The sequence below is a fragment of the Synechococcus sp. CCAP 1479/9 genome (assembly GCF_019038535.1).
Taxonomy (GTDB): domain Bacteria; phylum Cyanobacteriota; class Cyanobacteriia; order PCC-6307; family Cyanobiaceae; genus Cyanobium.
In genome coordinates this window covers 1-20,055 of record NZ_JAFKRK010000033.1, presented here as the reverse complement: position 1 = coordinate 20,055, position 20,055 = coordinate 1, and the positions used below count along the sequence as shown (strand labels likewise).

Sequence of the window (20,055 nt, the reverse complement as noted above, 5' to 3'; positions counted from 1 at the left end):
CTCAGTCCTTCACCACCAGCTCCGTGGTGCCGCTGCGGCGCAGCAGATCGCCGAGCACCAGCAGGTCGTTGCCGTGGATCAGCCCGATGCAGCCGTCGGTGCCGCTGCTCCGCCCCCGGCCGGCGCTGGGGTCGTGGTGGATCCCCAGGCCCCGGCGGGCGGTGGGAAAGGCGGGCTCCAGCCCGATCCAGAGGAAACGGCCGAGCTCCACATCATCGGTGGGCGCGACGGGCGTGATCTCGGTGACGGCATAGCGTCCCCGCGGCAATGGGGCCTTGCTGCCGAGCCGGTCGCGGTCGCCCCCCTGGCGCCGCACCCGGCCCACCAGGGCCTCGTAGGCCCGCGCCGGCTGGCCCGGGAGCAGCAGCTGCAGTTCCCAGATCGGATCGCCGGTGACGGGCAACTGGCGGTTGGTACGCACCAGCACCATCCGGCCGCCACCGGCCGCCACCGCCTGGGCGGCCTGGGTGGCCTGGGCCGAGGGGGCGGGAGCGGCCAGCACCAGGCCCAGGGCCCAGGCGAGGACCAGCGGGGCCTGGCCGGTGGAACGCGTCATGGACAGCACGGGACCAGCGCCCGTGTTACTGCCCCGGCACGGGCGCCACAAGGGCGGGGCAGCCAGCCCTCGAAGACGCACCGCGAAGGTTCAGGCCCGTTCGTCCTGGTCCCGGCTGATCGTCACCAGGGCCGGCGCGAACAGGAACACCGTGTCCCCCAGCCGCTCCGACTGACCGTCCAGGGCGAAGACGCCGCCGGAGACGAAATCGATGGTGCGCTGGGCCTCCTCCGGCGCCATGGCACTGAGGTGCAGCACAACGGTCTTGAACTGCTGCACCGCCAGCACCGCCTCCACGGCCTCCTCAAAGCGGCCCGGTGTCATCACCACCACCTCGTGAAACCAGGTGCCGAAGGGGGTTTCCATCGCTCCAGGTTGCCTCAGTCCGTCCCCGCCAGCCAGCGGCAGAGCGTGAGCCTCCGGTGAGAACCGGCTCAGGCGACCAGGGCGATGGCGTCGATCTCCACCCGGGCGCCCTTGGGCAGGGCCGCCACCTGGACGCAGGCGCGGGCCGGTGCGACCCCCTCGCTGAAGAGACCGGCGTAGAGGGCGTTCACCCGGGCGAAGTCGCCGAGGTCGACCAGATACACCGTGGTGCGCACCACCTGATCCGGACCGCAGCCGGCGGCCGCCAGCACCGCCTGGAGATTGCTCAGCACCTGGCGGGTCTCGGCCTCCACGTCGCCATCCCCCACCAGCACCCCGCTGACCGGGTCAAGGGCGATCTGGCCGGAGCAGTAGAGAACCCCGCCGGCGAGCACGGCCTGGTTGTAGGGACCTACCGGCGCGGGGGCCTCCGGGGTGTTGACCGGATGAGACAAGGGGCTGTGCCTTTGGTCACCTCCGCCAGCGCTGGAACTCATGACGGGTAAAAATGCGGGACAGGGATCTTATGGCCTACTCCAACACCATCGTCACGACCATCGTCACGCCGTCCACCGCCGCCGCCACGGCCCTCACCCCCGGGGATGTCACCGGCCCCGGCGCCCACGTCCGCATTGAGGACCTCTGGTACCGCTACCCGGGCCGCGACGTCTCCACCTGGACCCTCCAGGGGATCGACCTGGTCCTCGGGGCCGGCGAGCTGGTGGGGCTGCTGGGGCCCTCCGGTTGCGGCAAGACCACCCTGCTGCGCCTGATCGCCGGCTTCGAGCGCCCCGGCCGCGGCACCATCCGCATCGGCGGCCAGACGGTGGCGGGCCCGGATCGCCTGTTGCCCCCCGAGCGGCGGGGCGTCGGCATGGTCTTCCAGGACGATGCCCTCTTCCCCCATCTCGATGCCTGGCGCAACGCCTGTTTCGGCCTGCGCCGCGGCCAGGACACCGCCCGGGTGGCCTGGCTGCTTGATCTGCTGGGTCTGGGCGGCCTGGAGCGTCGCTACCCCCACGAGCTCTCCGGCGGCCAGCGCCAGCGCCTGGCCATGGCCCGCGCCCTGGCGCCGTCCCCCTCGGTGGTGCTGCTCGATGAGCCCTTCTCCAACCTGGATGTGGAGGTGCGGCTGCGGCTGCGCAGCGAACTTCCGGCCGTGCTGGCCCGCTGTGGTGCCAGCGGCCTGATGGTGACCCACGATCCGGAGGAGGCGCTGGCGATCTGCGACCGGGTGGGCGTGCTCCGCGACGGGGTGCTGCACCAGTGCGCCCCGCCGCGGGAGCTGGTCGACCAGCCCGCCACCGCCTTTGTCGGCCAGTTCGTGCTCCAGTCCAACCTGTTGCCGGCCACCTGGCGCGGTCGGCGGCTGCAGACCGTCCTCGGCGAGCTCGAGCCGATCTCCGGGGGGTACGACGGTTCCGGGGGATCCGAGGCCGTTGAGGTGATGGTCCGCCCCCAGGCCCTGGAGTTCCTGCCCGGGGAGGATGGAACCGCCTGGATCAGCGGCCGGGAGTTCCTGGGCCGGGAGTGGCTTTACCAGGTGCAGCTCGGTGACCAGCGGCTGCGCTGGCGGGCGCCCCTGGAGGCCGACCACCCCCATGGCCGCCGGGGACGGCTGCGGTTCCGTGCCGGCGAGTCGGCGCTGCTGTTCCCCGGTGGCCGGCCGCTGGTGACGCTGCCCTCGGGCCGCAACGCCGGGGGCCTCAGCTCCCCTGGCTGACCCCGGGGGCTGGCGGGCGCCGCAGCAGCAGCAGGGTGGCGTCGTCCTCGAGGTGGTTGCTGCTGGTGAAGCCCCGCAGGCTCTGACGCAGGCCATCGATCAGGGCATCGAGCGGGGCCTGGCCCGTCTCCGCCAGCAGGCGCTGGCACCCCTGGACGCCGAAGGGTTCGCCGGCGATGTTCTCCGCTTCGGTGACGCCGTCGGTGTAGATCATTAGCAGGTCGCCCTGTTCCAGCTGCAGGGCCTGGCTCCGGTAGGTCCGGCCGGGAAACACGCCCAGCAGGGTCCCGCGGGGGAGCGGGATCGGATGGCTCTCCCCACCGTGCAGCAGCAGGGGCGGGCAATGGCCGCCGTTGGAGTAGCTGAACTGGCCGGAGGTCAGATCCAGAAAGCCACAGAACATCGTCACGAAGAGGCCCGCCTCGTTGCCCTCACTGAGGGTGTCGTTGAGTCGCTGTAGGACGGCATCCGGCGAGGACTCCGTGTTGGCCAGCACCCTGAGCAGGCCGACCGTGCGGGCCATGAACAGGGCGGCTCCGAGACCATGGCCGGAGACGTCGCCGATGCAGAGAAACAGTCGGTTGCTGTCAACGAAGAAGGCATCGAAGAAATCTCCGGCCACCGTGGTGGCCGGTTCCATCAGGCTGGCGAGCTCTATGTCGGGATGCTCGGCGAACAGACGTCCCTGCGGCGGCAGCATGGTTCGCTGCAGGTCACGGGCCAGGTCCAGTTCCTTGCGCAGATGGGAGAGCTCCAGGGCTTCCCGCTGGGCCTCCAGGGTCAGCTGGTTGGTCAGCCTGGTGCGCTCCACCAGGGAGATCATCATGTTGCGCGCGACCCCAGGAAGCTGGACCATGTGCGACCAGAACACATGCTGCGGAATCCTCAGCACGATCGCGTCATCTTCGGCACGCACCAGCGCCGAGGCCGGCCGTCCGTCGATGGCGGAGAACTCGCCGATGCACTGGCCAACGGGTATCGCCATCCCCTTGCCCCGATAACCATCGGCGCCCAGATGAACCGAGACGGTTCCGGCGACGATGATGAAGATGTCGGCGTTCGTTTGTCCTGGGCTGAGCAGCACATGGCCCGGAGCCAGGGGCAGCAGCTCACAACGGCTGACGGCCGCCTTCAGGTGCTTTCTCTTGACATTCCGAAACAGCGGGATTTTCTTGTAGGGAAGGGAGGCTTTTTTGGACAGGTCCAGGGAGAGCGAGGGCTCAACGCTCATGCCGATCAGGGGCTTTTCAACCAGCGGATGCCGAGCTTAAGCACGTTCCTGTCCCCCTCCCGCCGATAGCTGCATTCATCCATGAATCGATTCACCAGGAGCAGTCCCAACCCGCCGGGCTCCGCCTCCTGAAGGGTCCGGGGCAAGGGCTCGCGGCTGAAGGACAGGGGGTCGAAGGGTGGACCCGCGTCGCTGATGGTCAACGTGGCGAGGCTACGGTCGGCGCCACCTTCGCCGCCACCTTCGTCGCCATCGACCCGCTCCAGGGTCAGCTGCACCGGACAGCTCGACGTTCTGGCCCCGCCGTGTTCGATGAGATTGGCCAGAACCTCGTTGAGGCAGAGGTCGAGCTTGCCGCTGGAAGCGGCGGGGACATCCAGTCGCAGGCAGGTGGCCTGGAGCCAATCCGAGCAGCGCCGCAGTTCCAGGGGGTTGGGCTGCAGCAACAGGCTGAGGGTTTCGGGCAGTGGCGGCGCCATCGCAGCGGTCTCAGGCCAGCACGTCCCGTTCGGCCTGATCCGCATCAAAGACCATCGGAATCACGTCATCGATCCCTGTGGACTCCAGCGTCGCCTGCACCAGCTCATTGCCGCCAAGGAGAATCACCATGCGGCCACCTTTCTGATCCAGGGCCCGGGCGCTGGAGATGATGCTGCGAATCCCGATGGAAGCGAGAAAACTGACATCCCGGAGATCAAGAATCACCGGCAGAGGTTTGATGGCGGTCAGGGAGGTGAGCTTCAGGGAAATCTCTTCCATGCCGAGCATGTCAAGGCGGCCGGAAAGAACAACCCTACGCAGCTTCGTCGAACCGTCGGCCTCCAGGACATCATCCGATCGGATTGAAGCCGTTTCCATCCTGTCCGCTGGAAATTCAACCTGATGAGATTACCTGTCGAGGGCCATCACCTGACAGAACAAACAGGGGGTTGTGTCGCACAACACATTGGGTTTTGCCGCTCATCCCACCCAGTCATTTTTGCTGCGGCGCAGATCGGCCAGTTCCCGGGGATCCGCCGCCCGCAGGAACAGGTTGGTGCGGCGTTCCTCGCCGATGCTGCTGGGGATGGTGGGTCCGGCCTGGGAGCGGATGATCCGCACCGCGGACAGCCGTTCGGCGATGGCCCCGTCCCCGGGCCGCAGTGCCGCCGCCCAGTGCAGGTTGGCCTCGGTGTACTCATGGGCGCACCACACCCGGGTGGTCTCCGGCAGGGCGGCCAGCCGCTGCAGGGACCGATGCATCTGCTCGGGGGTTCCTTCGAACAGCCGGCCGCAGCCAGCGGCGAACAGGGTGTCGCCGCAGAACAGCTCCCCCTGCAGGGGCAGGTGGAAGGCGATGTGGGCGCGGGTGTGGCCCGGCACCGCCAGGACCTCCACCGGCTGGCCCAGCAGGGTGAAGCGATCGCCCTCCGCCACCCCCCGGGTCTGGAAGGGGATCCGCTCCCGGTCGTCCCGGGCCGCCACCACCTCGGCCCGGGGCCATTCCCGCAGCAGGGCGGGGGTGCCGCCGATGTGGTCGCTGTGGTGGTGGGTGTGCAGCACGGCCACCAGCTCCAGGTGCCGCTGCTTCAGCCAGGCGATCGCCGGCTCCGCCACCGCCGGATCCACCAGCGCCGCCCGCCGGCCGTCGTGGAGCACGAACAGGTAGTTGTCCCGCAGCACCGGCAGCAGCTCCACCTGCAGCGGGGCCGGGTGCTCGGCTTCGGCATGATCCGGCATCGTTACAGTCCAGGTTGCTGCTGGCTTCCATGATCACCGCGAACCAGCGGTCCCCGATCACCGTCGCCCTGGCCAAGGGCGCCCTGCTGAAGGACTCGGTGCGCCGCTTCCAGTCGGCCGGCCTCGATTTCTCCGCCCTGCTGGAGGAGGACAACCGCCTGCTGATGGTGCCCAGCCGCTGTGGCACCGCCCGGGCCCTGCTGGTGCGCAACGCCGATGTGCCCGTCTATGTGGCCTACGGCCAGGCCCAGCTCGGGGTGGTGGGGTACGACGTGCTGCGGGAGCACCAGCTGCCGGTGGCCCAGCTGGTGGATCTGGGGTTCGGCGGCTGCCGCATGGCGGTGGCGGTGAAGGCGAGCAGCGGTTACCGCCGGGCCGCCGACCTGCCAGCCCACTGCAGGGTGGCGAGCAAGTTCACCCGCTGCGCCGAAGCCTTCTTCGAGCAGCTGGATCTGCCGGTGGAGCTGATCCATCTCACCGGCTCGGTGGAGCTCGGGCCGATCACGGGGATGTCCGAGGCGATCGTCGATCTGGTGGCCACCGGCCGCACCCTGCGGGACAACGGCCTGGTGGCGATCGAGGACCTGTTCAGCAGCACGGCCCGGCTGATCGGTCACCCCCTGGCCCTGCGGCTCGACGACGGCACCCTCCAGGGCCTGGTGGAGCGTGTCGCTGCCGCCCAGGTGCCGGCCCGATGAGCAGCCTCGATGGCCAGCGACTGCGGCGCCTGCTGCCCTACCTGGGCCGGGATCGAAAGCGGCTGCTGCTGTCCCTGCTGCTGCTGATTCCCCTGGCCCTGGCGGCCTCCGTGCAGCCGCTGCTGGTGGGCCAGGTGATCTCCAAGCTCCGGGGCGAGGAGGTGCTGCCCTGGCTGACCCCCCTGTCGGTGCCGACGGCCCTGCGGGTGCTGGTGGCGATGCTGCTGGTGGCGATGCTGCTGGCGGCGGTGCTGCTGCGGCTCTCCCTCCAGGGCACCCAGACCTACAACGTGCAGGTGGTGGGCCAGCGTCTCACGGCGCGCATCCGCGACGACCTCTTCCGCCATGCGATGGCCCTGTCGCTGCGCTTCCACGACCGCACGCCGGTGGGCAAGCTGCTCACCCGCCTCACCAGCGACGTCGATGCCCTGGCCGAGGTGTTCGGCAGCGGCGCGGTGGGGGTGCTCTCCGATCTGGTCACCCTGCTGGTGATCGGCCTCACCATGCTCTCCATTGAGTGGCGCCTGGGACTGCTGCTGCTCGTCAGCCAGGTGCCCGTCACCCTCGGTGTGCTCTGGCTGCAGGGCCGCTACCGCAAGGCCAATTACCGGGTGCGGGAGGAGCTGGGCCAGCTCAACGCCGACCTGCAGGAGAACCTCCAGGGTCTGGAGGTGGTGCAGATGTTCCGCCGCGAGGCCGTCAACGGCCAGCGCTTCTCCCACACCACCGACGCCTACCGCCGGGCGGTGACCGGCACGATCTTCTACGACAGCGCCATCTCCGCCTTCATCGAGTGGGTGGCCCTGGCGGCCGTCGCGATGGTGCTGGCCCTGGGCGGTGCCATGGTCACCGGCGGTGCGATGGGCCTGGGCACCCTGACCACCTTCATCCTCTTCTCCCAGCGGGTGTTCGACCCCCTGCGCCAGCTGGCGGAGCGCTTCACCCAGATCCAGGGGGGCCTCACGGCGGTGGAGCGCATCGGCGAGCTGCTGGAGCAGCCGATCGAGATCGCCGATCTGCCCACCAGCCAGCGCAGCGCCGCCGCCATGGTGTCGGGGGCGGAACGGTTCAGCCCAGGCGAGGTGGAGTTCGAGAACGTCTCCTTCGCCTACCGCCCCGACGACCCGATCCTCACCGATCTCTCCTTCCGCATCGCCCCCGGCGAGCACGTGGCGATCGTCGGGCCCACCGGATCCGGCAAGACCACCGTGATCCGCCTGCTCTGCCGTCTCTACGAACCCCAGCAGGGAACCATCCGCCTCGACGGCGTCGACATCCGCGAGCTGCCGATCGCCACCCTGCGCCGTCGCCTGGGGGTGGTGCTGCAGGACACGTTCCTTTTCAGCGGCAACGTGGCGGAGAATCTGCGCCTCGATGCGGCCATCAGCGATGCGGATCTGGAGCGCCTCTGCAGCGACCTCGGCCTCGGCCCCCTGCTGGCCAGGCTTGGGGATGGGCTGGCCTCGGAGCTGCGGGAGCGGGGCGGCAACCTCTCCTCCGGCGAGCGTCAGTTGCTGGCGGTGGCGCGGGTGGCGATCCGCGACCCGTCGGTGCTGGTGATGGACGAGGCCACGGCCTTCATGGATCCCTCCACCGAGGCCACCCTGCAGCGGGACCTCGACACCCTGCTCAGCGGCCGCACCGCCATCGTCATCGCCCACCGCCTGGCCACCGTCGAGGCCGCCGACCGGATCCTGGTGCTGCGCCGCGGCCGCCTGATCGAGGAGGGCAACCACCGCGAGCTCCGGGCCGTCGGCGGGCTCTATGCCCAGCTGGCGGAGCTGCAGGAGAAGGGACTGGCCACGCTCTGAGGCCCGGGCGGCTGGGACGACAGGCCCAGGTCGTCCGCCAGCCAGGCGTCGATCAGGGCCGCCAGCTCGCGGGGCTTCTCGACCATCGGCAGGTGGCCCAGCCCGGGAAGGATCGCCAGCTGGTGGTCGGGGCTGTAGCCGGCCAGGTGGCGCACGTAGCGGGGCTCCATCACCTGGTCGCGGCTGCCGGCGAGCCAGAGGCTGGGCACCGTGAGGGCGGCGGCCAGCCTGGGCAGCTGACGCACGGCGCCCCGGTTGGTGCTGCAGGCCAGCAGCCCCTGGGCGGCGCGGCCGTCGGCCAGCAGCGGACTGCGGATCGCCTCCGTGCCCGGCAGACGGGCCAGCCAGGACGGCCGCCAGCGCAGGAAGGCGGCCCCGCCGCGGCGCACCCGGGCGAAGGGGCGGGGCTGGAACACACCGCCCCCCGCCGCGATCTGCACCAGGCCCCGCAGCTGTCCCCCCAGCAGGGGCGCCGCATGCAGCGCCACGCTGCCCCCCAGCGAGTGACCCAGGAGCACCACCGGCCGCCCGGCGGCTTCCCGGTGGACGGCCTCCGCCAGCCAGCGCCCGTAGCTGGCCAGGCTGGCCTGCAGCCCCCGGGGCCGGTCGCTGCCGCCGAATCCGGGCAGATCGGGGCACCACAGCGCCCAGCGGGGCGCGAGTTCCCGCTGGAGCGGGTGCCAGAGACGTCCCGCCAGCAGCCAGCCGTGCACGCCCACCAGCAGGGGCGAACCAGGCGTCACCGCAGCAGCCTGGGTCCGATCGGAGCCGGTGGAGGGGACGCTCAGGACGATGGCCGCGTCAATCCCCCACCCTGCCGCAGTCCGGCCGGCATCCGTCAGGATCTTCAGAACGCGTAGCCCTCTCGCCGTGCCCGGGACCCTTCCGCTGATGACCGACCTCTACGGGCCCGGCCACCGCCTCTGCGCCTGCCCCAACCCCAGCCTGGAGCTGGTGCTCAGCCAGGCCCGGCCGATCGACCTGATCGAGCTGGAGGCGCTCTGTGACGCCGTGGGCTGGAGCCGCCGCCCGCTGCGGCGCGTGCGCAAGGCCCTCCAGCACAGCCTGCTCCAGGTGGGGCTCTGGCGCCATGATGCCCGCCTGCCGCGGCTGGTGGGCTTCGCCCGCTGCACCGGTGACGGGGTGGTGGAGGCCACCGTCTGGGATGTGGCGGTCCATCCCCGCTACCAGGGAGCCGGGCTGGGCAAAGAGCTGATGGACTACGTGCTCGAACAGCTGCGGGCCATGGGCGTCGACCGGGTGAGCCTGTTCGCCGACCCCGACGTGGTGGGCTTCTATGCCGCTCAGGGCTGGGAGCTGGAGCCGCTTCAGCGCCGCTGCGCCTTCTGGTATGCCCCCTGAGGGGCAGCCCCGTAGTAGCGGGCGGCCAGCTGCTCCACCGGGGTGCCGCGGCGCCAGTCGCGGCGCAGGCGGGCATTGGCCAGCATCGTCTGCCACACCCCCAGCCGGCGCCAGCGCCGGCCGTTGACCCGCAGGGCCGGCGCCAGGAGGCCAATCCGGGCCAGGGGCCGCAGCCGCTGCACGAACTCCAGGTCCTCCATCAGGGGCAGCGGGGCGATCCCGCCGGCGGCATCGTGCAGGCGTCGGGCCAGCAGCAGCCCCTGGTCGCCATAGGGCAGCTGGCGCCAGCGGCTGCGCAGCGCCACCGCCAATTCCACCAGGCGCAGGGCCGGATCGTTGCCGGCGATGCGCAGCCGGAAGGCCCAGGCGGTGGACGCACCGCCGCCGATTGCGGCGGCCAGGGCCTCGGCCCATCCCGGCGGCAGGCGCACGTCCGCATGGAGCAGCAGCAGCCATGGGGCCGTGCTGCCGGCCACCCCGGCGGCCAGCTGGCCGCCGCGGCCACCGCCCTGGTGCAGCACCATGGCGCCGGCCAGGGCGGCCAGCCGCGGGGTGGCATCGGTGCTGCCGCCATCCACCACCAGCACCTCCCGGACCAGGGCGGGCGCCGTGGCCAGGTCGGCGAGCAGTCCCGGCAGGCCCTCGGCCTCATCACGGGCGGCGATCACCACGCTCAGGGGCGGGCTCATCGCCAGCGGTCCAGGTCAGCGGGACGGTCGAGATCGTGACGCTCCGCCAGCAGGGCCGTGCCCAGGCCCGCCCTCCGGGCCAGCTGGAGGGTCTGCGCCAGCACCCGGTCGCTGCCCCAGTCGATGCCGCTGAACACCTGGGGCGTCGCCCGGCGCCGGCCGACCAGCCAGTAGCCCCCGTCGCCGGCGGGACCCAGCACCAGGTCGTTGTGCTCGAGCGCCTGGAACGCGGCCAGCAGGTCGTCGGCCGCCAGCTCCGGCAGGTCGCTGCCGATCAGCACCACCGCGGCGGCCCCCTCCCGCCAGCCGCGCCGCATCTGGCGCTGCATCCGCAGGCCGAGGCTGCCGGGTCCCTGGTCCACCACCCGGTCGACACCGAGCCGGCGCCCCCAGCGGCCCGCGGCCCCGGGGCCCAGGCCACTGGTCGCCAGCACCAGCCGCAGCCCGGTCCCGGGGCGTCCATCGCCGCCGGCCGCGGCCATCCCCCGGCGGGCTTCGGCGGCGGCGGCCAGCCCGTGCTGGGTGAGGCGGGCCTGGATCGCGGCCGCCCGCCCCATCCCCACGCCGGGGACGAGACGGCTCTTGCAGCGACCCGGCGCCGGCCAGCGGGCCAGCATCACCAGCTGGGGCGGCCCGGTTCCCCGGTCCTGCGGCGGTCTCAACCCTCGCGCGGCAGTTCGGCGGGACGAACGGTGAGGTTCTGGCGGGAGCCATTGCGCTGCACGGTGATCGTCAGCGGCTCGCCCACCTTGCCCCGGTCGACGGCCAGCTGCACCTCCGAGGCGTTCTTCACCGCCTTGTCGCCGACCTTCTCGATCAGGTCGCAGGGCTTCAGGCCGCCCCGGGCCGCCGGGCTGTTGTCCATCACCTCGACCACCACCACCCCGTTCACCTCCGGCAGGCGGCACTCGTTGGTGGTGGCGTTGATCTCCTTGGCCAGCTGGGGGGTCAGGGCCTGCAGGCGAACGCCGATGTAGGGGTGGCTGGCGTAGCCGCGCTCGAGGATCTGGGCGGCGATCTGGCGGGCCGTGTTGATCGGGATCGCGAAGCTCAGGCCCGCCCCCGGTGCCTGGCGGATGGCGGTGTTGATGCCGATCACCTGGCCCCGGTCGTTGATCAGGGGGCCGCCGCTGTTGCCGGGGTTCACGGCCGCATCGGTCTGGATGTAGGGCACGCGCTGGCCCTCACCCACGGCGTTGGTGCGCTGGATGGCGCTGATGATCCCGGCCGTGACCGTGTTGTCGAGACCGAGGGGGTTGCCGATGGCGATCGCCCATTCCCCCGGCCGCACCTTGTTGGAGTCGCCCAGGGTGGCGACCGGCAGCTTGGAGGCCACCACCTTCACCACCGCCACGTCGGTGAGGGGGTCGGCCCCCAGCACCTTGCCGGTGAAGCTGCGGCCATCGGGGAGGGTGACGCTCACCTCGCTGGCGCCCTCGACCACGTGGGCGTTGGTGAGCAGCACCCCGTCGGAGCGGGTGATGAAGCCCGAGCCCTGGCCCTGCTGCTGCTGGATCGCCGGACCGCGGCCGAAGATCCCCCCGAGGGGGTTCACGGTGCGCTTGACCGTGTCGATGCGCACGACCGCCGGACCGGCCTTCTCGACGGCATCGACGATCACCGAGCTGCTGGGCTGCAGCGTCGGTGCCGGAGAGGCATCACTGATCGGGGGCTGTTCGGGCTGGCGCACCCCCGGCAGGGCCAGACGGGTGCCGGTGCAGGAGGTCAGCAGGCCTGCCATGGCCGCCAGCAGGGTGAGGCGTGACAGGAAACGGGGCTGGACCATCGGAGGTGGGCGGTCGGCGCTGAAGGATTCATTAAAGACGAACCTCCGGGCCGGGGATGCCTATATTCGGCCATCGCGTCGTGGGCTCCTGGTGCAGCAGGGTGATCAGCTGTGGCACCGGGTGAGCCAGGATCTTCAGGGCAGGCTCAGCAAGCCCACCTACGAGACCTGGATCCGTCAGGCCCGTTGCCGCGACTACGCCGACGGGCTGCTGCGTCTTGAGGCCCCCAACAGCTTCGCCTGCGGCTGGCTGCGCAAGAACTACCTGGTGATGATCGCCGCGGTGGCCAGCGAGCACGCCGGTCGGCAGGTGCGGGTGGAGGTGGAGGTGGCCCCCGATGCCGAATCCCTGGGCGCGCCCCCGGAGCTGGTGGGCGAGAACGGCGCCGGCGTGCCCACGCCGCTGCCGCCGGCCGCGGCCCCCGAGCGGCCCCAGGCCTCTGCGGCCTCCGGTGCCGCCGCCGCCCGGCCCCTGCCCGGCCCCCTGCGCCCCGGGGCGGGCCTGAACACCCGCTACGTGTTCAACCGCTTCGTGGTGGGGGCCAACAGCCGCATGGCCCATGCCGCTTCCCTGGCGGTGGCCGAGGCCCCGGGCCGGGAGTTCAATCCCCTGTTCATCTGTGGTGGGGTGGGGCTGGGCAAGACCCACCTGATGCAGGCCATCGGCCACTACCGGCTGGAGATCGACCCGGAGGCGCGGGTGTTCTATGTGAGCACCGAGACCTTCACCAATGACCTGATCCAGGCCATCCGCAAGGACGGCATGCAGGCCTTCCGGGACCGGTACCGGGCCGCCGACCTGATCCTGGTGGACGACATCCAGTTCATCGAGGGCAAGGAGTACACCCAGGAGGAGTTCTTCCACACCTTCAACGCCCTGCACGAGGCGGGCCGCCAGATCGTGATCGCCAGCGACCGGCCCCCCAGCCAGATCCCCAGGCTCCAGGAGCGGCTGATCTCCCGCTTCTCGATGGGGCTGATCGCCGACATCCAGATCCCCGATCTGGAGACCCGGATGGCGATCCTGCACAAGAAGGCGGAGGCCGAGCAGGTGGCCCTGCCCCGGGAGCTGATCCAGTACATCGCCGGGCGCTTCACCTCCAACATCCGCGAACTCGAAGGCGCCCTCACCCGAGCGGTGGCCTTTGCCTCGATCACGGGCCTGCCGATGACCGTGGAATCGCTGGCACCGATGCTCGATCCGGTGGGTAACGAGGTGGCGGTCACCCCCCAGCAGGTGCTGGAGAAGGTGGCCGAGGTGTTCGAGGTGCGCATCGAGGAGATGCTCAGCCCCAGCCGCAAGCGGGCCGTGAGCCAGTCGCGCCAGGTGGGCATGTACCTGATGCGTCAGAACACGAACCTGTCGCTGCCGCGCATCGGCGAAGCCTTCGGCGGCAAGGACCACTCCACCGTGATGTACGCGGTGGAGCAGGTGGAGAAGAAGCTCAGCAGCGATCCCGCCCTGGCCAGGCGGGTGCAGCAGGTGCGCGACCTGCTGCAGATCGCCTGCCGCCAGCGCCGCTGAGGCTCAGCCCGCTCCGGTGAGGGGCCGGGCCGGATCAAGCCCCTCCACTTCCCCGTGGAACACCCGGCTGGCGGTGATGTCCTCGGCCTCGATCGTCATCAGGTCGGTCTTGGAGAGGGCCCGGCCCATGCCGCTGAACAGGCGGTTGGCCTGGCGCATGCGGGAGCGGTCGATGGCGTTGCGGATCGAGCGGGCATTGGCGAAGAAGGGCAGCTGCATGCGGCGCTGGATGTACTCGGCGAAGGCGGCGGCGGCCTCTGGGCTGAAGCGGTAGTTCTCCGCCGCCAGGATCAGCTGGGCGATCGCCAGGAGCTCGCTGGCGGTGTAATCGGGAAAGTCGATGTGGTTGGCCACCCGCGAGGAGAGGCCCGGATTGCTCTGGTAGAAGACGTCCATCCGCTCCTTGTAGCCGGCGAAGATCACCACCAGGTCGTTGCGGTTGTTCTCCATCACCTGCAGCAGGATCTCGATCGCTTCGGCGCCATAGTCCCGCTCGTTCTCCGGCCGGTAGAGGTAGTAGGCCTCGTCGATGAACAGCACGCCGCCCATCGCCTTCTTGAGCATCTCCCTGGTCTTGGGGGCGGTGTGACCGATGTACTGGCCCACCAGATCGTCGCGGGTGGCCGTCACCACATGGCCCTTGCGGACGTACCCGAGCCCGTGCAGGATCTTCGACATCCGCTCCGCCACCGTCGTCTTGCCGGTGCCGGGCCGGCCGGTGAACGACATGTGCAGGCTGGGGGGCGCCGTGTCGAGACCCACCTGGGTGCGGGCCCGGTTGATCACCAGCAGGGCGGCGATCTCCCGGATCCTGGCCTTCACCGGCCGCAGGCCGATCAGTTCCCGGTCGAGCTGGTCCAGCACCTCCTTGATGCCGGCGGCGTCGTAGGCCGCCCGCAGGTCCACCAGCCTTGTCTCCGGCGGCGGAGCCCCATCCCCCTCGTCGGAACCGGCGCCCTCAGAGGAGACCATCGATGGCCTGCGCGAAGGTTTCCTCCGGTTCGCCGATGGGGTCCTCGTCGGCTTCGGCGCGGACGGTGAGGTTCACGTAGGTGCGCCCGAAGCTGATGTCGGGGAAGCGGCCCTCCTGCTCCGAGAGGCCGTTCAGGCGCTCCAGGAAGACGCGGGTGCTTTCGTAGTCGTCGAACTCGATGCGGCGCTCAAGCCGATCGGGTCGGGGCCGACGGGTCCAGGGCTGATCCATGGGTCCGACCCTAGATCAGCCCGGATCGTCGAGGCAGTCGGTGCGGGCCACGCAGAGGCGGGCGGCCCAGGCGGCGGCATGGGCCCGGTTGGCGGCCTGTTCCGCCGGCGCCTGGCTCGTGAGCGGGTGGGGGAAGGTGCCGGCGATGGCCGCGTTGGTGACGCAGAACATCGCCTTCTGGAAACTCATGCAGATCTTCACCCGCATGTCCCCGTCGCCGCGGATGCCGGCCAGGTAGCGGTTGCGCAGCCGTTCGGGGAGGTGGCGGTACATGTCCTGCATCAGCAGGCTGGGCGGGATGCCCGATCCCATGGTGGGCAGCGGATCGGCGTAGAGGGCGCCGTACATGAACTTGGCCTGGTCGGGGGAGATCTGCTGGGCCTGGGCGTTGAAGGACACCGTGCCCAGGAACGGGGTGCCGCGCAGGAACACCGCCTCCACGTAGGGCACGGCCACATCCCCCAGGAAGGTGAGACCGGCCTCGGGGGGAAGCACCCAGAAGGAGGTGCCGGCCACATCCACCGCATAGGTGATCGGCGCCCCCGCCGCCGCCACCAGGCCCTCCTTGATGAAGGTCACCACCGCGGCGATCGAGTCGACGCGCCCGTCCCGCTCGGCCCGGGCCAGATCGAGGAACAGGTCGCTCATCACCCGCCAGAACTGGCCCAGGGCATGGGTGGTGGCGGCCGAGCGGATCAGTTCCGTGAGGAACTGGGGGAAGAGGGGGTTGAGCGCCGCCAGCAGCGGGTCGCGCCGGGTCTTGCGGGCGACGATGGCGGCGCAGTTGGCGGCGAACGCCTCGCTGTCGAGATAGGCATCGAGGCCGCCGGTGCCGTGCCAGAGCATCGCCTTCTGGCAGTACTCCGCGTACTCGAAGTTGATCCGGTCGTGCAGCAGGTGGCGCCAGATCTTCGCCGGGCTGAGGTCGCCGTCGAGGAAGCGGAACACCGGGAAGGGGTTCAGGAACTGCTTCTCGGCCTGGTAGATGAGATTGATGCTGTAGGCATCCAGCACCTCGCCGTAGCTCTCCAGCACGTCCACCACCTGGGCCAGGTGATCGGGGGACTCGGCCAGCAGGGTGTGTCCGGCCAGCAGGGTGTCCGCCAGATCGCTGCCGGTGGGGCGGCCCCCGGCGTAGGTGAGGGGCGGTTTGGGGGAGCGGGGGATCGGTCTCATGACACCGCTCCGGCACCCTGGAGGGCCGCCACCATCGCCGGCAGCTGGGCCATGGCAGTGGTGGCCTGTTCGCTGAGCCGTCCCAGGCCGAAGGGCAGCACCCCCAGGGCCACCACGCCGCTGGCCAGGGCCAGGGCGGGCAGGGTTTCCCGCAGGGCCACCGCCGGCAGTCGCACCTCCAGGCGGGAGTCCGCCACCGGATCGCCGCTGGGTGGGGTCACCGCCAGGCGGCCGAAGAAGGCCCGGTTGACGAGCAGCAGGAAGTACACCGCCGTCAAACCCGAGCCCACCATGCACAGCAGGGTGGCCACGGGGAAGGCGGCCAGGCTGCCGCGGAACACCAGGAATTCGGAGATGAAGCCCGCCATGCCGGGCATGCCGGCGCTGGCCATCACCCCCAGGATCATCAGGGTGCCGGTGAACGGCAGGCCCCGCTCGGGGTTCAGCAGGCCGCGCAACACCTCCAGGTCCCGGGTGCGGGTCTTGCGGTAGACGATGCCCACCAGCAGGAACAGCAGGGCGGAGATCAGTCCGTGGCTGACCATCTGGAACACGGCCCCCAGCATGCTGACCGGGGTGGCCGCCGCCGCCGCCAGCAGGATGTAGCCCATGTGGCCCACCGAGCTGTAGGCCACCATCCGCTTCATGTCCCGCTGGGCGATGGCCGCCAGGGAGCCGTACAGCACCGACACCGCCGCCCAGCCCGCCAGCCAGGGGGCGAGCAGGGCCCAGGCCTCGGGGAACATCCCCAGGCAGAAGCGCAGCAGGCCGTAGGTGCCCAGTTTCAGCAGCACGCCCGCCAGCAGCACCGACACGGGCGTGGAGGCCTCGGTGTGGGCGTCGGGCAGCCAGGTGTGGAACGGCACCAGGGGAATCTTGATGGCGAAGCCGATCAGCAGCGCCCCCAGCAGCGCCAGCTGGGTGCCCATGCCCAGCTGGGCGGTGGTGACGGGGTTGATGCTGAAATCCGCCTGGCCGGTGAACAGGGAGAGGCCGAGGAAGGCCCCCAGGATCAGCACCCCGGACACGGCCGTGAAGATCAGGAACTTGGTGGCGGCGTAGCCCCGGTTGGCGCCGCCCCAGATGGAGATCAGCAGCCAGAGGGGAATCAGCTCCAGCTCATAGAAGAGGAAGAACAGCAGCAGGTTTTCGGAAAGGAACGCCCCGTTGACGGCCCCGCTGATCGTCAGCAACAGGGCGAAGTAGAGCCGGGGGCGCTGGCTGAGGTCGCGGGTGCAGATTCCCGACACCAGGGTGAGGGCGGCGTTCACCAGCACCAGGGGCATGGCCAGGCCATCGACGCCCAGGCGGTAGTCGAGGCCGATGCTGTCGACCCAGGCGAAGGACTCCTGCAGCTGCAGGCCCGCCTGGCCGGGGTCGAAGGCCAGCAGCACCCGCAGGCTCCAGAGCAGCTGCAGGCCCAGCAGGGCCAGGCCGGCGCGGCGGATGCGCTCGGTGGCCAGTTCGCCCGGCCAGCAGAGCAGGCCGAGGGCGCCGGCGAAGGGAATCAGCAGCAGGGCGCTCAGCATCGTCCGGTCAGCCCCCCAGCCAGGAGAGGCTGCCGACCAGCAGCACGATCGCGGCCACCACCGTGAAGACGTAGGTCTGCAGCCGGCCGCTCACCCCCAGCTTGAGGCTCTCGGCCGAGCCCATCGAGACGGCGGCGATGCGGTTGACCATGCCGTTGACCACCAGCTGGTCGAAGCCGTTGGTGATCCGGGCCAAGCCGGCCACGAAGGCCACGATCGTGGCCCGGTAGATGCGGTCGGTGTAGAAGTCGAAGGCCAGCAGGTCCTGCAGGACCCGCAGGGGCCGCAGCACCGAGCGGGACCAGAAGGTGTCCAGGGGGACCAGGCTGCCGACCAGGAGCCCGGCCAGGCCGCTGCCCACCAGGGCCAGGGCGGTGCCGGTTGAGAAGGCGCCGATGCCGGGAACCCGGTCGATGCGGGCCATCACCAGGGGCGTCACCAGCACCAGCACGGCGACGGTGACCATGGGCAGGGCCATCAGCCAGTTGACCTCCGGCGTCCGCCGGGTCTTGGGGTGGGGCGCCCCCACGAACACCTGGCGGTAGACCCGGGTGAGGTTGAGGGCCGTCAGGGCGTTGGTGAGCAGCACCACGGCGGCGAAGAACGGGGCCCGCGAGCCCAACCCCTCCACCATCAGGCCGAAGCTCCAGAAGCAGCCGAGGGGAAGCAGGCCGGTGAGGCCGGCGGCCCCCACCAGGAAGCCGGTGGTGGTGGCGGGCATGCGGGAGCCGAGGCCGCCCAGTTCGGTGAGGTCCTGGCAGTTGGTGGTGGCGATGACGCTGCCGACACTCATGAACAGCACGGCCTTGGCCAGGGCATGGGAGAAGAGCAGCAGCAGGGCGATGAAGGGCTGCTGCAGGGCGATGGCGATGAACACCAGCCCCAGATAGGAGGTGGTGGAGTAGGAGCAGGCCCGCTTGAGGTCGACCTGGGAGATGGCCACCAGGGCGCCGCCGAGGGCACTGATGGTGCCCACTGCCAGCAGCACATCGATGGCCACCGGCGAGATCAGCAGCAGCGGCATCACCTTGAGCAGCACCACGGCACCGCAGGTCACCACCACGGAATTGCGCAGGATCGAGGCCGGATTCGGACCCTCCATCGCCTCATCCAGCCAGAGGTGCATCGGGAACTGGGCGCACTTGCCCATCGGGCCGGCGATCAGGGCCAGGCCCAGCAGGGTGGCCCCCAGGGCCGGCAGGGTCTCGTTGGCCGACCAGGCGTAGAGGTCGTTGAACTCGAGCGATCCGGCCCAGGCCGACAGGGTCACCACCCCCATCAGCAGCAGCACATCCCCCACCCGCTTGGTCAGGAAGGCATCGCGGGCGGCGGTCACCACCAGGGGCTGGGCGTACCAGAAACCCACCAGCAGATAGGTGGAGAGGGTGAGCATCTCCAGCAGGAAGTAGCTCATGAACAGGTTGCTGCTCAGCACCACCCCGGCCATGGCCCCCTCGAAGAAGCCCACCAGGGCGTAGAAGCGGGCCAGGGACCACTCCTTGTCGAGGTAGCCGAGGGCGAACACCTGGCCCACCAGGCTCAGGCCGGTCACCAGCTCCAGGGCCGCCAGGTTGGTGAGGGACAGATCGAAGCCGATGCGCAGATCCAGATCGGCCGCCGAGAACCAGGCGATGTCGAGGTGCTGGGGCCCGAGGGCCAGCACGGCGCGCAGCACCAGGCTGCCGTGCAGCACCGCCAGCAGGGTGACAAGGAGATTCAGGTAGGCGGCCGGACGGGGGCCGTTGCGCTTGACCCAGCCCGCCGCCCAGGGCAGCGACAGCAGCATGCCGCTGAACCCGTAGAGGGGAATCAGCCAGCTGAGCTGGATCGACAGGGGAAGGGTGTCCGGCAAGGGGGGGGAGGGACCTCAGAAGGTGGCCCGTTCCAGGGCCCTGGACGGGACGGTGGCATGGCTGCCGAGCCAGGCGGCCAGATCTTCCCCATGCTGCTGTTCCTCGTCCCGCAGGGCACGGAAGAAGGACGCATTGTTGCCATCGCCGATCAGCAGGCAGAAACGCATCGCTTCGCCGTAGTGCTGGATCAGGTCCTGTTCGAGCACCGCATTCAGCCGCAGCAGACCCTCCAGGTCGGCGGCGTGGGCGACCGGCCGCAGCTGGGAGGCGGCGGGGGCTACTCCCAGCTGCAGCATGCGCTGCACCAGCCGTTCGGCGTGCCGCAGCTCCTCCACGGTCTCCTGGCGGAACCGTTCGGCGGCGGCGGTGTCGCCCCAGAGCTCCACGAGGGAGGCCTGGGTCATGTACTGCTGCACGGCGGACAGCTCCAGACTCAACGCGCGGCCCAGGTAGCCGAGGACGCGCGGATGGGCGGCGTCCATGGGGATCAGCCCCTGCGGCCGACGCCGGAGGCTGCCAGGGCCGGCTCCACCTCGCTGTGGGGACGGGCGATGATGTGGGCCGCCACCAGGCCGTCGCCGACCCGCTCGCAGGCATCGGCGCCGGCCCGCACGGCGGCGTTCACGGCGCCGGTCTCGCCACGGACCATCACGGTGACGTAGCCGCCGCCGACGAATTCGCGGGCGATCAGGGTGACTTCCGCGGCCTTGGTCATGGCGTCAGCCGCCTCGATCGCCGGCACCAGGCCCCGAGTTTCGATCAGACCGAGGGCGATGCCGTGGATGGTGGGGGCCATGGGGGAGGTACGGGGAGTGGGGGTCTTGGTG

23 protein-coding genes are annotated in these 20,055 nt (G+C 70.5%); 5 read left to right on the top strand and 18 right to left on the bottom strand.

Translation table 11 applies throughout. The features are described 5' to 3' along the window. Window position 1 precedes the first annotated feature (1 nt). The 3 genes from KUG38_RS13735 to KUG38_RS13725 all read right to left on the bottom strand — a co-directional run bounded on the left by KUG38_RS13735 (window position 2) and on the right by KUG38_RS13725 (window position 1,419). Window positions 2-556, bottom strand: coding sequence for a L,D-transpeptidase (locus tag KUG38_RS13735; RefSeq protein ID WP_216922588.1), 555 nt, complete (start codon window positions 554-556; stop codon window positions 2-4). A gap of 90 nt (window positions 557-646) precedes the next feature. Further along, window positions 647-922 carry a cell division protein SepF gene (locus KUG38_RS13730; protein WP_216915716.1) on the bottom strand — a complete coding sequence of 92 codons (276 nt, stop codon included), beginning with the start codon at window positions 920-922 and terminating at the stop codon, window positions 647-649. 68 nt (window positions 923-990) lie between these two features. Next, window positions 991-1,419 carry a Rid family detoxifying hydrolase gene (locus KUG38_RS13725; RefSeq protein WP_286196041.1) on the bottom strand — a complete coding sequence of 143 codons (429 nt, stop codon included), beginning with the start codon at window positions 1,417-1,419 and terminating at the stop codon, window positions 991-993. A gap of 29 nt (window positions 1,420-1,448) precedes the next feature. Here KUG38_RS13725 and KUG38_RS13720 point away from each other — a divergent pair, with 29 nt between their 5' ends. Further along, complete coding sequence (locus tag KUG38_RS13720) at window positions 1,449-2,645, top strand: ABC transporter ATP-binding protein (protein WP_286196040.1); 1,197 nt, start codon at window positions 1,449-1,451, stop codon at window positions 2,643-2,645. On the opposite strand, the gene KUG38_RS13715 is transcribed toward KUG38_RS13720, so the two are convergent. The 4 genes from KUG38_RS13715 to gloB form a co-directional block, all read right to left on the bottom strand. Further along, window positions 2,629-3,876, bottom strand: a complete 1,248-nt coding sequence (locus KUG38_RS13715) for a PP2C family protein-serine/threonine phosphatase (RefSeq protein WP_216922582.1) — start codon at window positions 3,874-3,876, stop codon at window positions 2,629-2,631. The genes KUG38_RS13720 and KUG38_RS13715 overlap by 17 nt on opposite strands. Window positions 3,877-3,881: 5 nt before the next feature. After that, the gene (locus KUG38_RS13710; protein WP_216922580.1) at window positions 3,882-4,355 is read right to left on the bottom strand and encodes an ATP-binding protein; all 474 of its coding nucleotides are present in this window, start codon (window positions 4,353-4,355) and stop codon (window positions 3,882-3,884) included. A 10-nt stretch (window positions 4,356-4,365) separates the two neighbouring features. Further along, the gene (locus KUG38_RS13705; RefSeq protein WP_216922578.1) at window positions 4,366-4,734 is read right to left on the bottom strand and encodes an STAS domain-containing protein; all 369 of its coding nucleotides are present in this window, start codon (window positions 4,732-4,734) and stop codon (window positions 4,366-4,368) included. A gap of 102 nt (window positions 4,735-4,836) precedes the next feature. Beyond that, window positions 4,837-5,595: a hydroxyacylglutathione hydrolase gene (gloB, locus tag KUG38_RS13700; protein WP_216922577.1), complete on the bottom strand. Its 759-nt coding sequence runs from the start codon at window positions 5,593-5,595 to the stop codon at window positions 4,837-4,839. Window positions 5,596-5,624: 29 nt separating this feature from the next. On the opposite strand from gloB, the gene hisG reads away from it, so the two are divergent. Next, window positions 5,625-6,293 carry an ATP phosphoribosyltransferase gene (hisG, locus tag KUG38_RS13695; RefSeq protein ID WP_094584890.1) on the top strand — a complete coding sequence of 223 codons (669 nt, stop codon included), beginning with the start codon at window positions 5,625-5,627 and terminating at the stop codon, window positions 6,291-6,293. Next, window positions 6,290-8,104: an ABC transporter ATP-binding protein gene (locus KUG38_RS13690; protein WP_216922575.1), complete on the top strand. Its 1,815-nt coding sequence runs from the start codon at window positions 6,290-6,292 to the stop codon at window positions 8,102-8,104. Before hisG ends, KUG38_RS13690 begins: the two co-directional genes overlap by 4 nt. Here KUG38_RS13690 and KUG38_RS13685 read toward each other — a convergent pair. Beyond that, on the bottom strand, window positions 8,056-8,847 hold the full coding sequence (locus KUG38_RS13685; RefSeq protein WP_216922573.1) for an alpha/beta fold hydrolase: 792 nt from the start codon (window positions 8,845-8,847) through the stop codon (window positions 8,056-8,058). The genes KUG38_RS13690 and KUG38_RS13685 overlap by 49 nt on opposite strands. A 148-nt stretch (window positions 8,848-8,995) precedes the next feature. Here KUG38_RS13685 and KUG38_RS13680 point away from each other — a divergent pair, with 148 nt between their 5' ends. Next, on the top strand, window positions 8,996-9,466 hold the full coding sequence (locus tag KUG38_RS13680; RefSeq protein ID WP_216922689.1) for a GNAT family N-acetyltransferase: 471 nt from the start codon (window positions 8,996-8,998) through the stop codon (window positions 9,464-9,466). Here the strand turns inward: KUG38_RS13680 and KUG38_RS13675 are convergent. From KUG38_RS13675 to KUG38_RS13665, 3 genes are read right to left on the bottom strand one after another with little or no spacing between them, the layout of a single operon-like run. Continuing rightward, window positions 9,433-10,155 carry a TIGR04283 family arsenosugar biosynthesis glycosyltransferase gene (locus KUG38_RS13675; protein WP_216922571.1) on the bottom strand — a complete coding sequence of 241 codons (723 nt, stop codon included), beginning with the start codon at window positions 10,153-10,155 and terminating at the stop codon, window positions 9,433-9,435. The two genes, KUG38_RS13680 and KUG38_RS13675, sit on opposite strands and share 34 nt — an antisense overlap. Further along, complete coding sequence (locus KUG38_RS13670; RefSeq protein WP_216922569.1) at window positions 10,152-10,817, bottom strand: TIGR04282 family arsenosugar biosynthesis glycosyltransferase; 666 nt, start codon at window positions 10,815-10,817, stop codon at window positions 10,152-10,154. Before KUG38_RS13670 ends, KUG38_RS13675 begins: the two co-directional genes overlap by 4 nt. Next, window positions 10,814-11,941, bottom strand: coding sequence for a trypsin-like peptidase domain-containing protein (locus KUG38_RS13665; protein ID WP_216922567.1), 1,128 nt, complete (start codon window positions 11,939-11,941; stop codon window positions 10,814-10,816). Before KUG38_RS13665 ends, KUG38_RS13670 begins: the two co-directional genes overlap by 4 nt. A gap of 88 nt (window positions 11,942-12,029) precedes the next feature. Here KUG38_RS13665 and dnaA point away from each other — a divergent pair, with 88 nt between their 5' ends. Continuing rightward, window positions 12,030-13,466: a chromosomal replication initiator protein DnaA gene (gene dnaA, locus KUG38_RS13660; protein WP_216922688.1), complete on the top strand. Its 1,437-nt coding sequence runs from the start codon at window positions 12,030-12,032 to the stop codon at window positions 13,464-13,466. Window positions 13,467-13,469: 3 nt separating this feature from the next. Here dnaA and cbbX read toward each other — a convergent pair whose 3' ends face one another. The 7 genes from cbbX to csoS1 all read right to left on the bottom strand — a co-directional run. Next, window positions 13,470-14,438, bottom strand: coding sequence for a CbbX protein (cbbX, locus tag KUG38_RS13655; RefSeq protein WP_286196039.1), 969 nt, complete (start codon window positions 14,436-14,438; stop codon window positions 13,470-13,472). Then, window positions 14,425-14,670, bottom strand: coding sequence for a 4a-hydroxytetrahydrobiopterin dehydratase (locus tag KUG38_RS13650; RefSeq protein ID WP_216922565.1), 246 nt, complete (start codon window positions 14,668-14,670; stop codon window positions 14,425-14,427). The genes cbbX and KUG38_RS13650 overlap by 14 nt, the downstream gene beginning before the upstream one ends. 15 nt (window positions 14,671-14,685) lie before the next feature. Next, window positions 14,686-15,846, bottom strand: a complete 1,161-nt coding sequence (locus KUG38_RS13645) for a CO2 hydration protein (protein ID WP_216922562.1) — start codon at window positions 15,844-15,846, stop codon at window positions 14,686-14,688. Continuing rightward, complete coding sequence (locus KUG38_RS13640) at window positions 15,843-17,375, bottom strand: NADH-quinone oxidoreductase subunit M (protein WP_216922560.1); 1,533 nt, start codon at window positions 17,373-17,375, stop codon at window positions 15,843-15,845. The genes KUG38_RS13645 and KUG38_RS13640 overlap by 4 nt, the downstream gene beginning before the upstream one ends. A 7-nt stretch (window positions 17,376-17,382) precedes the next feature. Further along, on the bottom strand, window positions 17,383-19,227 hold the full coding sequence (locus tag KUG38_RS13635; RefSeq protein ID WP_216922558.1) for an NAD(P)H-quinone oxidoreductase subunit F: 1,845 nt from the start codon (window positions 19,225-19,227) through the stop codon (window positions 17,383-17,385). 15 nt (window positions 19,228-19,242) lie between these two features. Continuing rightward, window positions 19,243-19,710, bottom strand: coding sequence for a ferritin-like domain-containing protein (locus tag KUG38_RS13630; protein ID WP_216922556.1), 468 nt, complete (start codon window positions 19,708-19,710; stop codon window positions 19,243-19,245). Window positions 19,711-19,715: 5 nt separating this feature from the next. Continuing rightward, the coding region (csoS1, locus tag KUG38_RS13625) for an alpha-carboxysome major shell protein CsoS1 (RefSeq protein WP_286196038.1) at window positions 19,716-20,055 on the bottom strand (340 nt) is incomplete at its 5' end.

Excerpts from the sequence above, each read along its gene's own strand:
- KUG38_RS13735 (WP_216922588.1), bottom strand. The coding sequence starts at position 556 with ATGACGCGTTCCACCGGCCAGGCCCCGCTGGTCCTCGCCTGGGCCCTG.
- KUG38_RS13730 (WP_216915716.1), bottom strand. The coding sequence starts at position 922 with ATGGAAACCCCCTTCGGCACCTGGTTTCACGAGGTGGTGGTGATGACA.
- KUG38_RS13725 (WP_286196041.1), bottom strand. The coding sequence starts at position 1,419 with ATGAGTTCCAGCGCTGGCGGAGGTGACCAAAGGCACAGCCCCTTGTCT.
- KUG38_RS13720 (WP_286196040.1), top strand. The coding sequence starts at position 1,449 with ATGGCCTACTCCAACACCATCGTCACGACCATCGTCACGCCGTCCACC.
- KUG38_RS13715 (WP_216922582.1), bottom strand. The coding sequence starts at position 3,876 with ATGAGCGTTGAGCCCTCGCTCTCCCTGGACCTGTCCAAAAAAGCCTCC.
- KUG38_RS13710 (WP_216922580.1), bottom strand. The coding sequence starts at position 4,355 with ATGGCGCCGCCACTGCCCGAAACCCTCAGCCTGTTGCTGCAGCCCAAC.
- KUG38_RS13705 (WP_216922578.1), bottom strand. The coding sequence starts at position 4,734 with ATGGAAACGGCTTCAATCCGATCGGATGATGTCCTGGAGGCCGACGGT.
- gloB (WP_216922577.1), bottom strand. The coding sequence starts at position 5,595 with ATGCCGGATCATGCCGAAGCCGAGCACCCGGCCCCGCTGCAGGTGGAG.
- hisG (WP_094584890.1), top strand. The coding sequence starts at position 5,625 with ATGATCACCGCGAACCAGCGGTCCCCGATCACCGTCGCCCTGGCCAAG.
- KUG38_RS13690 (WP_216922575.1), top strand. The coding sequence starts at position 6,290 with ATGAGCAGCCTCGATGGCCAGCGACTGCGGCGCCTGCTGCCCTACCTG.
- KUG38_RS13680 (WP_216922689.1), top strand. The coding sequence starts at position 8,996 with ATGACCGACCTCTACGGGCCCGGCCACCGCCTCTGCGCCTGCCCCAAC.
- KUG38_RS13675 (WP_216922571.1), bottom strand. The coding sequence starts at position 10,155 with ATGAGCCCGCCCCTGAGCGTGGTGATCGCCGCCCGTGATGAGGCCGAG.
- KUG38_RS13665 (WP_216922567.1), bottom strand. The coding sequence starts at position 11,941 with ATGGTCCAGCCCCGTTTCCTGTCACGCCTCACCCTGCTGGCGGCCATG.
- cbbX (WP_286196039.1), bottom strand. The coding sequence starts at position 14,438 with ATGGTCTCCTCTGAGGGCGCCGGTTCCGACGAGGGGGATGGGGCTCCG.
- KUG38_RS13650 (WP_216922565.1), bottom strand. The coding sequence starts at position 14,670 with ATGGATCAGCCCTGGACCCGTCGGCCCCGACCCGATCGGCTTGAGCGC.
- KUG38_RS13645 (WP_216922562.1), bottom strand. The coding sequence starts at position 15,846 with ATGAGACCGATCCCCCGCTCCCCCAAACCGCCCCTCACCTACGCCGGG.
- KUG38_RS13640 (WP_216922560.1), bottom strand. The coding sequence starts at position 17,375 with ATGCTGAGCGCCCTGCTGCTGATTCCCTTCGCCGGCGCCCTCGGCCTG.
- KUG38_RS13630 (WP_216922556.1), bottom strand. The coding sequence starts at position 19,710 with ATGGACGCCGCCCATCCGCGCGTCCTCGGCTACCTGGGCCGCGCGTTG.